This window comes from Plantibacter cousiniae (nom. nud.) (assembly GCF_977070315.1).
Genome location: NZ_CDRVEU010000003.1, coordinates 648,657 through 661,104, shown reverse-complemented (window position 1 = coordinate 661,104; position 12,448 = coordinate 648,657). Strand labels below are relative to the sequence as shown.

Annotated in this window: 6 protein-coding genes; 2 read left to right on the top strand and 4 right to left on the bottom strand. The window is 61.1% G+C overall.

The genetic code is table 11. From position 1 onward, the window contains the following. Positions 1 to 61: 61 nt before the first annotated feature. Positions 62 to 2,800: a HopW family type III effector protein gene (locus ACW55A_RS09780; RefSeq protein ID WP_455809087.1), complete on the top strand. Its 2,739-nt coding sequence runs from the start codon at positions 62 to 64 to the stop codon at positions 2,798 to 2,800. 84 nt (positions 2,801 to 2,884) lie between these two features. On the opposite strand, the gene ACW55A_RS09775 is transcribed toward ACW55A_RS09780, so the two are convergent. The 4 genes from ACW55A_RS09775 to ACW55A_RS09760 all read right to left on the bottom strand — a co-directional run bounded on the left by ACW55A_RS09775 (position 2,885) and on the right by ACW55A_RS09760 (position 10,302). After that, positions 2,885 to 4,336 carry an amidase gene (locus ACW55A_RS09775; RefSeq protein ID WP_455809089.1) on the bottom strand — a complete coding sequence of 484 codons (1,452 nt, stop codon included), beginning with the start codon at positions 4,334 to 4,336 and terminating at the stop codon, positions 2,885 to 2,887. A 47-nt stretch (positions 4,337 to 4,383) separates the two neighbouring features. Next, the gene (locus tag ACW55A_RS09770; RefSeq protein ID WP_498810859.1) at positions 4,384 to 5,319 is read right to left on the bottom strand and encodes a SphA family protein; all 936 of its coding nucleotides are present in this window, start codon (positions 5,317 to 5,319) and stop codon (positions 4,384 to 4,386) included. A gap of 96 nt (positions 5,320 to 5,415) precedes the next feature. After that, positions 5,416 to 6,408 carry a helix-turn-helix transcriptional regulator gene (locus ACW55A_RS09765; protein ID WP_498810860.1) on the bottom strand — a complete coding sequence of 331 codons (993 nt, stop codon included), beginning with the start codon at positions 6,406 to 6,408 and terminating at the stop codon, positions 5,416 to 5,418. A gap of 138 nt (positions 6,409 to 6,546) precedes the next feature. Next, positions 6,547 to 10,302: a sensor domain-containing protein gene (locus tag ACW55A_RS09760; RefSeq protein ID WP_499140267.1), complete on the bottom strand. Its 3,756-nt coding sequence runs from the start codon at positions 10,300 to 10,302 to the stop codon at positions 6,547 to 6,549. A 464-nt stretch (positions 10,303 to 10,766) separates the two neighbouring features. On the opposite strand from ACW55A_RS09760, the gene ettA reads away from it, so the two are divergent. After that, complete coding sequence (ettA, locus tag ACW55A_RS09755) at positions 10,767 to 12,431, top strand: energy-dependent translational throttle protein EttA (RefSeq protein WP_003368689.1); 1,665 nt, start codon at positions 10,767 to 10,769, stop codon at positions 12,429 to 12,431. Positions 12,432 to 12,448: the final 17 nt, after the last annotated feature.

Below are 12,448 nucleotides of genomic sequence, written 5' to 3'. Positions count from 1 at the left end.
CGGGCCGGACGACACTCAGTCGGTCTGTTGCCCATACCCACCGACAGTAGGTAAAAACGCCATGATGCCCTCTCAGATCACGCGCTCCTCTCATTCCTCATTGCCGGAGGTTGCTCCTGCGTCCGGCGATGCAACCGGCGTTAGTGAGCAAACTCCGCAGCAGGCTCGTACCGTAGCGTTTTTTACCTCCGGCGAGCTGGCCGTGGCATTTGGTCGCACCTCGGCTGCGCCAGCGCAGGACTCTGTGCGTCTGTTGTCTGCTCTTCAGCGTGAGCTGGATAAACAGCATCCGTCCTGGCACACCGTTGCTCAACTCTGTCAGAGCCTCGCCGAGGTCGGCACGACCGAGCAGGGCTGGCATCAACTGGCAAGCGAGGATCAGGTGCCGGCGCTGAGAGAACTGCTTGACCGTTGTACTCACCGGCTGGCCGATATGCCGGCTTCTCACGCATCTCACGACTCGCTGTCGCAGGCCTGTGAAGGGCTCAGGACGGCGCGGCTGCACCAATCCGTCGCTCGTTTGGCTGCCCGACCGTCCGCCCTGGCCCGGGCGATTCCGGATCTGCTGACGTTGACTCATCTGGATCCCGAGACGCTGGGCGCAGAGCCCCCCGTTGTTTCGTCTTACACGCTCTTCAGTCATTTCGTTCGCACGGCCAAGCAGCGTACGGCGGATTTGAATGACAGCCTCCAGCGTCAACCCGACGCGGTCGTCAGTCTGCTGCGCTCACATGCCGACACGCTCAATGATCTGGAGATGCTGCCGGGCGCATTGCAGGCATTGACCGAAAATTGCCAGGACGCGCCAGCCTGCAATGAATTGCGCGAGCTGGCGGAAGTGGCGGGGGCGCTGCTGCAGCTATTGCGCGAACACGATCTTTTGCCGAGGCTGGAAGAAATCTCCATCGAGCCAGGCGAAGCACCTGCACCTGGCCACGAGCCTGCCGAGCCCAGGCTGACCACACGCCAGGCATTGCTCAAGGCCGGCGGCAATCTGGTGCGCAAGTTTGATGCCTATGGGGCGCTCGCGCCGATGGACGACAAGGCGTTGCTGGCTTTGATGCGCACCCCGGCGCCACACCTGTCGCCCGATCAGATGCATGCCTTCCTGAACAAGCATGTGCTGCATCTCACGCAAGAACAACGCGATATCGTCAGCAATACCCCGCTGCCCTTCGCCCCTGAAGAAGACATCGAGGCCAGGTGCGGCATGGGTTTCGATGAAAAACTGCGGTTGGCGCTGGCCAACGGTTCGCTGGTGTTGAGCGAGGAGCAACTGGCCCGTCTTGGTGATTTGCCAAGTGCCGCTACCACGACGTCCGACGGTGTGAAGACGCTGCTGGAAAAGCCATCGTCTGCGCTGAGCGAAGCCGAGCGTGACATGTTGGGCGCAATCGTTCAGGCCAATGCTCAGGGACAACTAGACGCCTGGCGCGCTCACAACGAACAGTTGCCAGCAGTGTTGAGCCGCTCGGGGCTGCCCTCTGATGTGAAAGACGAGTTGCTCAGCCTCAACAAAAGCATGAATGCCGAACTGGGCACGCTCAAGAACGGCGCCTCGCTCAAGAGTCGCGTCCTTGCAAGCCCGGCGATGCTGCTCGCGCTGGCACCCTTGCCACTGGCCGTGGCGTTCGTCAGCAAGGACAACTCCTACAGCTCATCGCTGGTTGCCCACTTCACCAAGAACGCGGTGTTCATGGCTGGCCTGATGATGAACGAGCTGACCAACGCGCGGACCAATGTCGATCATGGCCTGAACCGCTACTTCGTCACCGTGCTGGCCAACGCCATCGTGGCGCAGCCCACCTTTGCCAGGAACGAACACCTGCTGGAGCAGGTCGGCTTCGGTATCGCAACGGCCGTGGCATCGGGCGCAGCCACGCTGGGCGTATTCAACCGTGAATCGATCGTCGCTGCCTTCAAGCTCGCCAAGAGCAAGCTTTCCAGGCAAGACACCGGGAACGCCCGCATCCCGGAGGAAGACCATCTGGCCGTGGTCAAGCATTTCGACGTCAGCGAGCATTTTGCCCAGCAGATGAAAGTGGCGACCGAATTGTACAAGCAAGACAAAAGCATCACCGACATCATGAACTCGAGCCTGACATACCTGGGCACCAAAAGCAGCGAGTTCCAGGCCAGGTTCGAAGTCGCCGATGCCCTGCGCGCAGGGCTGCAACTGGCCGAGGGGGAGCGCAAGGCGGACCCTGACTTCTACACCAAGCTGGGCCTGGTGGCCTTGACGGCGAGTATCGGTGCGGCGCTGGTGATGTTGATGAAAAGCATGGTCGGCAAAGCCGATTACGCGGCGGATGGCGTCTGGTGCGTATCGGAGATGCTCAAACTGGCCATGAACCCTGAAGTCGATATGCAAAAGGCGGTTCAGGTCTTCAAGGAAATCGTCGGTCTGAATCTGGTGATGACGGGGTTTCTGGGCGTCAACAAAGTCTGGAATTTTCTCGACAAGGGGATCAAAGGCTACGCCTCCGGTGCTGCGGTCCTGACCGCAGCCAACCTCACACTTCCCGGTATGGTTGGAGAAGTGGCTGGCGCAGCAGCCGGCAAGGGGTTGAGCTACCTGACTGACAAAGGCAAGGCGGCGCATCAGGCCGGCAGGGCGGCAGCGTCCTGGGCCGGAGATTACGTCAGCACCTCGCGTTTGGGGAGCGCGGTCGGCACCCTGCAAACGGCAATTCCGGGCAGGGTTGCAGGCGGGCAGGTAGTGGCGGGTCTCTACGACCGCTTCCGGTACCTGACCTGGTCGCACCCGGCGCCTGTACCGCAAGCGGCTGGCGAGCCATAAGCCTGTAGCCGGTAGACCGCCGCCAGCAGCGCAGGCGGTGGTCTTGCCTGGCTTACCACCATCACCGCCAATAATCCCTTCGCATCAACCCGCGCAAGCGTTTAACGGCGGCCTGCGTGCTGCCCACGGCTGGGCGCGCTCCAGTTGCCCGGCAAGGCTCAGCAAGGTCAGTTCGTCGCCAAACCGCGCGGCAAAGTGAGAACCCAGCGGCAGCGAATCGGCTGTCCAATAGAGGGGCACGGACATGGCTGGCTGGCCAGTCGCGTTGAAGATCGCCGTGTAGGGCGAGTAGCTGTGCGAAAGCGCGATGAAGTCCTGCAGGGACCGGCTGTCGTCATCGAAGACCAGTTCTCCCAGGCGGGGTGGCGCGCGGTTGAGCGTCGGGGTGAGAACAATATCGTACTCTTCGAAGAAACCGGCCATCGCCCGGCCCAGTGCATGCATCGACTCGACCGCGGAAATGTAGCGTGTCGCAGGCAGTTGCCCGCGTTCGCGCAGAATGACACGGGTACGCGGCTCCAGTTCGTCCATGGCGACCGGGAAGCCGCGCATTTTGCCCAGCAGATCGAGGTAGCCCTGGGTGTGTGAACCGATGATGTCGAACGTCGCGTCGAGGAATTCAGGCAGCCGGACCGGCAACGTCGCCGGGACCACGTAATGCCCGAGCGCCTCCAGCAAGGCCGCAGTGTGTTGCAGTGCAGCCAGGGCCTCCGGTTCTGCCGGCCAAGGTGATATTGCCGAGATCAGGGCGATTTTCAGACGCTTGGGATCGCGTCCTGCGGCGTGTGCAAAGGGCGTCGCTGGCATGGGCGCGGCGTAGGGAGCCCCCAGGTCACTCCCGGCAGTGGCGTCGAGCAGGGCGGCGCTGTCGCCTACCGACAGGGTAATCGCGTGAGCGGTGCTCAGGCCTGCCCAGCCCTCGCCGACCATCGGGCCTGAAGGCAGCAGGCCGCGTGATGGCTTGAAGCCGAATACGCCACAGCAGGAGGCCGGTACGCGAAGCGAGCCGCCGCCATCGTTGCCATGCGCGAAAGGGATGGCGCGTGCCGCAACCAGAGCGGCTGCGCCCCCACTGGAACCGCCCGCGCTGTGTTGCGGATTCCAGGGGTTGCGGGTCGCGCCGAAGCGTTGCGATTCGGTGCTGTAGGACACGCCGAATTCTGGAGCGGTGGTCGTGCCGATCAGTTGGCAGCCTGCATGACGCAGCCGACTGACGATTTCGCAGTCGATGTCTGAGCGAAACTCGCCCAGCGCATGCGAGCCACTGGTCATCCGTGCCCCGGTCATCGGGGTGAACATGTCTTTCACCAGGGTCGGTACGCCTGCCATGACGCCCTGTCTGACGCTACTCCCGCTCGCCTGGCTGCGCGCCTGATCGTAAAGCCTTTCGCTGACGGCGTTCAGGCCGGGCTCGACCTGCTCGACCCGTGCGATGGCGGTTTCCAGCAGCTCGCCGGGGCTCACCTCGCCATTGCGTACCAGTGTTGCCAGGCCACGGCCGTCCAGCGTATTGAATAATTCGTGCAGGTCTTTCATCGATGGTCTCCAGGATTGAAAGCGTGTCGTCGCGTTACGCGCGCCACTTAAAAGCTGATGCCGGTACGCAGCGCCACGGTGTAGCCCTCGGCACGGTTGTGGGCGTCGAACTCCTTGTAGGCGTGCAACCAGATGGGGGGCAGCCCGGCGCCGGGTTTGAAGTAACTTACTGCAGGGCCTGCGGCGATTACCCGGGCGCGATTGCCGCGGGTCAGCCCCGGCGCGTCGTCGTCCGACAGCTGCCGGTAGTAGTAGCCGCCCACGCCGACGGTCCAGTCGCCGACATGCTGGCCCACTGCAAACTCATGTCGGTACTCAACGCCACTGCGGTAATCGGTGTCGGGGTTACGCGCATTTATATCGATCCGGAAACTCGAGGAAACCTCGAAGCCGCCGGGTGAAATGTAGGTTGCATTCAACAGCGGAGAAACCGTCCAGTGATGGGTGCCAGGGCTGACCAGACGGTTTTTGTCGTAGTCCCCCGTGGGCGCCTGAATCATCAGTTGGGTATTGATGCCCAGCCCCGGCCCGAGCTTCCAGTCCAGGATGATCGGCACCACTTGCAGGTCCGCCTGACGAAACAGCGATGCACTGTCGCTGAATACCCGCTGCCCCCCGACGTTCACGCCCAGGTCGGCATCCATCTTGAAAAAGACCGGCACCACCGCGAAACCATAGCGGGCACCCAAAAACTCCTGCTCGGTCATTCGCAAGTAGGCGAGGCCGATCGCCAGGACGTTGATCTGGAAGTCGTTGGGGCTGTCATTGCCGTGGCTGTCCTTGATGACATCCGCGTGGTAGTTGCTGATGCGCAGGCCGACGGTGCCATTGGGGGTGGTGGGCGGCATGAAGCCTGCGCCAAAGTCGAAAACGCCAGCAGCTGTCGTGGGCGCAGCATTTTCGGTGGCGCAGGCCGTGGACGATAACCACAGGATCGCCATGGCGAGCCCTGAAGCGCTAAGGAAGTGGTTTTTTAATGACATCGGTAAGTGCCTTGTTATTTTTATGGGCGAGCACAGCCCTCCCTTGCGGGGTGGCAGTTATTGGAAAAACCGGAAATGGGGTAGAGCGCGTTGGCGTCAGCCGTCAGTCAAATGCAGTAACTGGGCGATCTGCGCTTTACGGGTGACACCGAGCTTGTTGTAGATCTTTCTCAAGTGGTGCCGGACGGTGCAGGGGGATACACCGATGTTGCGCGCGACTTCCTTGTACGTCTGTCCGACCGCAAAGCCTCGGGCAACCTGAAGCTCGCGCGTGCTCAACAGTTCCAGACTGCTGCGTCGCCGCGCCGTCAATAGAACGAGGTCGCCCACCGGCTGCGACGTGATGTGCAGGTTATGACTTGAATAGCCCTCTTGAGGGTTGCACTGTCGGGGTAGACGATTGGACGGTCTGTCGGGCCATTCCGAGCCCAGCATCGACGAGAACGCAGGCTCCATGGAAAGCAGCACGCCGTAACGATCGCTCACCGCCATGGCGGTCTCATCGTAGGCGCCCTGAGTTTCCCGCAGAGTCGTGAGCGCACGCAGATAACTGGCCTGTTCAGCGGCGATCAGATGCGGCATCAGCCACTCGATCAGGCGTTTGTCCAGGGGCGAGAAGGGCGTGTGACCAGCCGAGCGAAACAGTGTCAGATGCACGCCCTGCTGGGTGTGAGGGTCGGTCAGGACAATGCCCAGCGCGAAGCAAAGATCGTATTGGCGACCGAGGTCGGCAAGCGCAGGAGGTGCATCCGCTGCCGTGCAGTGAATGACCTGACAGACGCCCTGGGTCTGATGCATTCTGCCGACGCTGGCGTCCGAGGTCTTGAGTTGCTCCCACTCGGCGGCGTAACCGTTGGGCAGGCCCAGCAAAAAGGAACTGTGCTCGACGGGCCAGTTGTCACGCCAGGTAGATCTTCCCCACCAGGCCTTGTCGAACTGCACCAGTGCGCGCACCCGTTCAAGCGCCTGTTGATGGAATGTAGAGATCGACGCGCTGCTGACCTCGGTCTGAAGCTCGAGAATCACCTTGTTCAAGGCTTCGACGACCTGACAGGAAACACTGTCCAGGGACGTTGTATCGCTGATCATGCTACCCCCTTGTGTTCTTTGTTATGGGTAGAGCGCTCGCTGTCATTGACGCTGTGCGAGGCAGTGGCTCAAGTCTACTCATATTCAAGGGTTCGGCTATCGTTCAAATGGACGATGGCCGGGTCGCAAGGCTCGTCCTCAATCCAGCATGAACAGCGCATCATTGCTGAATTGCGCTTCGAACTGGGCGGGGGGCATCGGGCGGCCGAACAGGTAGCCCTGGACTTCGTCGCAGTCGTGTTCGCGAAGAAACTCCAGTTGCTCATGGGTCTCCACGCCTTCGGCGATCACCGAGAGGTTCAGGCTGTGCGCCATGGCGATGATGGCGCGGGCGATCTGGGCGTCCTGCTCGCCGGATGGCAGGCCATCGACAAAGGTGCGGTCGATCTTCAGCACGTCGATCGGGAACTGTTTGAGGTAGTTCAGCGACGAGTAGCCGGTGCCGAAGTCATCGACAGCGATGCTCAGGCCGAGGTTCTTGAGGCCGTCGAGTATCTGCATGGCCTCGTTGACCTCACGCATCAGGATGCTTTCGGTCAGTTCCAGCTCCAGGCAGGCGGGTGACAGGCCGGTCTGTTCGAGTATGTGGGCGATGCGCTTGCCGAGCTGGCCGTCCGAGAACTGCCGCGCCGAGATGTTGACCGACACCTTGGGCACGCGAACCCTTGCCTGATGCCAGTGTTTGAGTTGGCGGCAGGCCTCGGCCAGGACCCAATCGCCGACCTCTACGACCAGCCCGAGCTCTTCGAGCACCGGGATGAAGTCGTTGGGCGGCACCAGCCCGCGGCGTGGATGGCGCCAGCGCAGCAGGGCTTCCGCGCCTGTCAGGCGTTTGCCGTCGCCGCTGAACTGCGGTTGGTAGAAGAGGGTGAACTCCTTCTGCTCCAGGGCGTGGCGCAAGTCGCTTTCCAGCTCCAGACGCTCCAGCGCGGTGGCGTTCATGTCCGCCTGATAGAACTGGAAGTTGTTCTTGCCACGCTCTTTGGCGTGATACATCGCCGTGTCGGCGTTCTTCATCAACTGGCTCAGTTCCTTGCCGTCCTGCGGGCTGAGGGCGATGCCGATACTGGCGGTCACAAAGAACTCGCGGCCTTCCAGCACGAACGGTGTGATCAGGCTGGTCAGAATGCGTTCGGCAACGTGAATGGCGCGGCTCAGCGCGGCTTCACGGGTTTCATCCGGTTCCAGCAGCAGGGTGAATTCATCCCCGCCCATGCGGGCCACGGTGTCATCCACCGACACACAGGCAAGCAGCCGCGTGGCCATTTCCTGCAGCATCCGGTCGCCAGCGGCATGGCCCAGGGAATCGTTGATCGGTTTGAAACGGTCGAGGTCGAGGAACATCAGCACGACCCAGGCCTGCTGGCGCTCGGCGTGCTGCAGCGCCGAGTGCAGACGATCCTGGAACAGGGTGCGGTTGGGCAGATGAGTCAGCGCGTCGTAGTAGGCCAGACGGTGGATACGGTCCTCGCTGGCCTTGCGCTCGCTGATATCGCTGAAGAAGCACACGTAGCTGGCCAGATCGCCTTCATCGTCGAGGACCGCGGTAATGCCGACCCAGGCCGGATAGTGTTCGCCGTTACGCCGCTTGAGCCGGATTTCACCTTCCCACGTGCCTTGTCCGTTCAGTTGCCTGAGGATATGGCGCAGACGGGTTTCCTGTTCGGCTTCCACGGTGAGCATGCCCGGCAACTGATCGAGCACCTGAGCTACTTCATAGCCACTGACGCGGGTAAAGGCCTCGTTGGCCTGCACGATATAGCCGGCGGGGTCGGTAATCAGGATGGCGGATGTGGAATGCTCGAATACCGTGGCAGCCATGCGCAGGTCTTTCTCGGCCCGACGCTGCTGACTGATGTCGCGGCCTACCCCGAAGATGCCTTCAAAGTTGCCGTTTTCGCCCCACACCAGGACCACGCGCAGCTCCACCGGAATCTTGCGACCGTCGGCACGCAGGCAGTCGAACAGAAACATTCTGGTGGTGACTTCTTCGCGCAGCCTGGCGAGTTCCTGAGGTTTGTCGAGGACCTTGTCGATGCGGCCCATGAGTGCATCAAAACCGACTGTTTGCTGGGGGTTGGCAATGGCGGCGGACCAGCCGTTCTGCAGGATCCACTCGGCGCTGTAGCCCAACGCACGTTCTACCGAAGGGCTGACGTAGTTGACTGCCAACCGGCCGTCGGTGGAGAAAATCACATCACTGATGCTTTCGGCCAGCATGCGGTAACGCTGTTCGCTGTCACGCAGCGACTGGCTGGACGCGACCTGTTCGGTAATGTCCTTGGCAATGCCGATGATACGCGTGACCCGGTCTTCTTCGTCCCAGGCCAGTGCCTGCTCGCGAATGTCGAAGGACCGCCAGTTGCTCTCGCGGTCCCGAAAGCGCAACACGCGTTGCAGTAATTCATTGTGCCCGTGGTGACGCTGGCGCAGGCGCATGTCCTGATAATTTCGGGCGTCGTCGGGGTGCAGCAGGACTTCCCAGAAGAACTCGCCCATGGCGTGCAGTTCTGACTTGCTGTAACCCAGCGTATAGCCAAAGTGGTGGTTGCTGTAGATCACCCGCTGGCTGAGCACATCCTGAACGTACAAATGGTCCGGTACGGTTCGTACCACGTCGGACCAGAAGCTCTCGCGGTCCAGCAACGACAGCTCGACCTGTTTGCGGCTGGTGATATCGCCAATACTGAGAATCACCGCATCGAAGTCACTGCGTGTCTCGGGCAGGCGCATGACCAGCCACAGGTGCTGGTCATGACCACCCGCACGGGTCAGGCAGATTTCCAGTTCCAGTCGTGGCTGTCCGGAAAGCACCGCCTGGATGATCGGAATGCCGACGCCCGGACGCGAGCGCGACTCGCCCTCGATCAACGGTTGCCATGCCTGTTCGCGGTGCTCGATGTCCAGCAGGCTCAGGGCGACTTCATTGAGTTCGCTGATGCGCAATTGCTGCAAAAGGCGTTTCAGAGCGGCTGGCTGGCTTTTGAGCAGGCGCTCGAAGTCCTCGCCGGTGCTGACCTCGAGTGCTTCAAGTTGCTCCTGAAGGCCGGACATGTCCATGACACAGATGGCGACGCCCGCGCCCTCGAAGATATCCCGATAGCGGCGTCGGCTCTGCAGCATCTGGCGCTGGCGCCTGCGCAGGCTCATCAGCGCGATCAGCGGCAGGATCGACAGCAGCAGGCCGATCAGGCACTTGCCGATCAGTGGCGCGAGCAGTTCGCTGCGCGCCTTGTAGGTGTCGAACAGCCCCCGCAGTTGCCAGTCACTATTGCTCAGTGGTTGAAGCAGAATGGTATCGGACAGGCCACTCTCCGCTTCGTTGGCGGGCACCGGTTCATGGAGAATGACCCGCTGCGTCTTGCGCTGTTCAAGACGCCACAGGTGCTGAAAGTCCTGAGCCGGCTGGCTGGCAAGTTCCTTCAAGGCTTCAGGGGCCACGCGCAATGCCCAGTAATCGCCGCTCACGCCGTTGCCCAGGCGAATCAGTATATAAATCTGGTTGCCGTCTTCCGAGCCGGTATAGAAGTAGGGGCGACCTCGCGCCTGTTTCATGGCTTGTTCAAGAAACTCACTGTCGCGCGAGGCCTCGGCGCTGTCATTGACAATTTCACCCTCCCGGTTCAGGCGAGCGACGCTGCGCAGCGCGGGCAGGGCAGTGCGCAGGTTCACCAGCGTGGTCGACTGCTCCAGTCGCTCTCCGGCGGATAGCGCCTCGTCCAGCAGGTTCATGGCGATCTGCGCCTTGAGCGCCATGTTCAGACTCATCCGGTCGGACAGTTGGACGCTGTACTCCAGACTGCGCTGACGCTGACGTTCCTGCGTCTGGTGGAACTGCTCGATCAGTTGCCAGAGCAACAGGGCAAGCACCACCAGAACCAGGCCCGCCAGCATGCCTTTCACTGACCCACGCAAAGGCCTGGTCGCACTGTCTGGAGCGACACTGGATGACGACAGAGGCGTTAAAGTGGGCAAATCGCTGTTCCTGACTGCTGGACTGAAGCAGTGGTGCTTTATGTAAAATAGGCGGGTCGCTCAAAGAGGGCGGCTAGCATGCCTTTAGTTGTGGCAAAGTGCCAGCCCCATTGGGCCGTATCGTTTGCCCTGCACGACGCATTCGGGTAGCTTTGCGCAACGCGTGGTATCCACCGACTCCTGCATGAGTGACTCCACTTTTTGCAATATCGATCAGGCTTTATATTTGCCAGCACTGCCCCGACAGGTTTACCACTGAGTTTATTCAAGGCTCGGAACGGTCTCGCGGCAAGTCTCAAGGACAAATAAAAGCTTTTTTCCGGCCGGAGCTTTAAGCTCGTTACCCAAATCGGTCCTCATTACAGACGCTAGGTTTTCATTTCATGGCTCAATACGTCTACACCATGCATCGGCTGAGCAAAGTTGTGCCGCCGAAGCGTGAAATCCTGAAAAACATCTCTCTGTCATTCTTTCCCGGTGCCAAGATCGGTGTGCTGGGCCTCAACGGTTCGGGTAAATCCACGCTGTTGAAAATCATGGCGGGTGTCGACACCGAGTTTGATGGCGAAGCGCGTCCGATGCCGGAGCTCAATGTGGGTTATCTGCCGCAGGAGCCACAACTTGACCCGAACAAGACGGTCCGTGAGGTCGTGGAAGAGGCGGTCAGCGTGATCAAGGACGCACAGGCGCGTCTCGATCAGGTCTACGCCGAGTACGCCGAGCCGGACGCTGATTTCGACAAGCTGGCGGCCGAGCAGGCCAAGCTCGAAGCCATCCTGCAGGCCAGCGATGGCCATAACCTGGAGCGCCAGCTGGAAGTCGCCGCCGATGCGCTGCGTCTGCCGGCCTGGGATGCGAAGGTTTCGGTCCTTTCCGGTGGTGAGAAGCGCCGTGTCGCGCTGTGCCGCCTGCTGCTCTCCGCCCCGGACATGCTGCTCCTCGACGAACCGACCAACCACCTGGATGCCGACTCTGTCGCCTGGCTGGAGCACTTCCTCCACGACTTCCCGGGAACTGTGGTTGCGATCACGCACGACCGTTACTTCCTGGACAACGTGGCTGGCTGGATTCTGGAACTCGACCGCGGCGCGGGCATTCCTTACGAAGGCAACTATTCCGGCTGGCTTGAAGCCAAGTCCGACCGTCTGGCTCAGGAATCCAAGCAGCAGACCGCTCACGAAAAGGCCATGAAAGACGAGCTGGAGTGGGTTCGCAAGGGTGCCAAGGCGCGTCAGTCCAAATCCAAGGCGCGTCTGCAACGCTTCGAAGAGATGCAGTCGCAGGAATTCCAGAAGCGCAGCGAGACCAACGAGATCTACATCCCGGCCGGTCCGCGCCTGGGCGACAAGGTTATCGAGTTCAAGAACGTCACCAAGGGCTATGGCGACCGCGTGCTGATCGACAACCTGTCGTTCTCCATGCCCAAAGGCGCCATCGTTGGCGTGATCGGCGGTAACGGTGCCGGTAAGTCGACCCTGTTCCGCATGCTGATGGGCAAGGAGCAGCCGGATTCGGGCAGCATCGAAGTCGGTGAAACCGTACAACTGGCCTGCGTGGACCAGAGCCGTGATGACCTGGACGGCAGCAAGTCGGTATTCCAGGCGGTATCCGACGGTTCCGATGTGATCCGTATCGGTAACTATGAGATTCCGTCGCGCACCTACGTCGGTCGCTTCAACTTCAAGGGCGGCGATCAGCAGAAGTTCGTCAAGGACCTGTCCGGTGGTGAGCGTGGTCGTCTGCACCTGGCGCTGACCCTGAAAGAGGGCGGCAACGTGCTGCTGCTCGACGAACCGTCCAACGACCTCGACGTGGAAACCCTGCGTTCACTGGAAGAAGCGCTGCTGGACTTCCCGGGCGCTGCCATTGTGATCTCTCACGATCGGTGGTTCCTTGACCGTGTAGCCACGCACATCCTGGCGTACGAAGACGATTCGCAAGCGATCTTCTTCGAAGGTAACTACACCGAGTATGAAGCGGATCGCAAGAAGCGTCTGGGCGAAGCAGCTGCTCAGCCGCACCGTGTGCGTCACAAAAAGCTGGCCTGATCAGCGTTCAGGCACGC

Excerpts from the sequence above, each read along its gene's own strand:
- ACW55A_RS09780 (WP_455809087.1), top strand. The coding sequence starts at position 62 with ATGATGCCCTCTCAGATCACGCGCTCCTCTCATTCCTCATTGCCGGAG.
- ettA (WP_003368689.1), top strand. The coding sequence starts at position 10,767 with ATGGCTCAATACGTCTACACCATGCATCGGCTGAGCAAAGTTGTGCCG.
- ACW55A_RS09770 (WP_498810859.1), bottom strand. The coding sequence starts at position 5,319 with ATGTCATTAAAAAACCACTTCCTTAGCGCTTCAGGGCTCGCCATGGCG.
- ACW55A_RS09765 (WP_498810860.1), bottom strand. The coding sequence starts at position 6,408 with ATGATCAGCGATACAACGTCCCTGGACAGTGTTTCCTGTCAGGTCGTC.
- ACW55A_RS09775 (WP_455809089.1), bottom strand. The coding sequence starts at position 4,336 with ATGAAAGACCTGCACGAATTATTCAATACGCTGGACGGCCGTGGCCTG.
- ACW55A_RS09760 (WP_499140267.1), bottom strand. The coding sequence starts at position 10,302 with ATGCTGGCGGGCCTGGTTCTGGTGGTGCTTGCCCTGTTGCTCTGGCAA.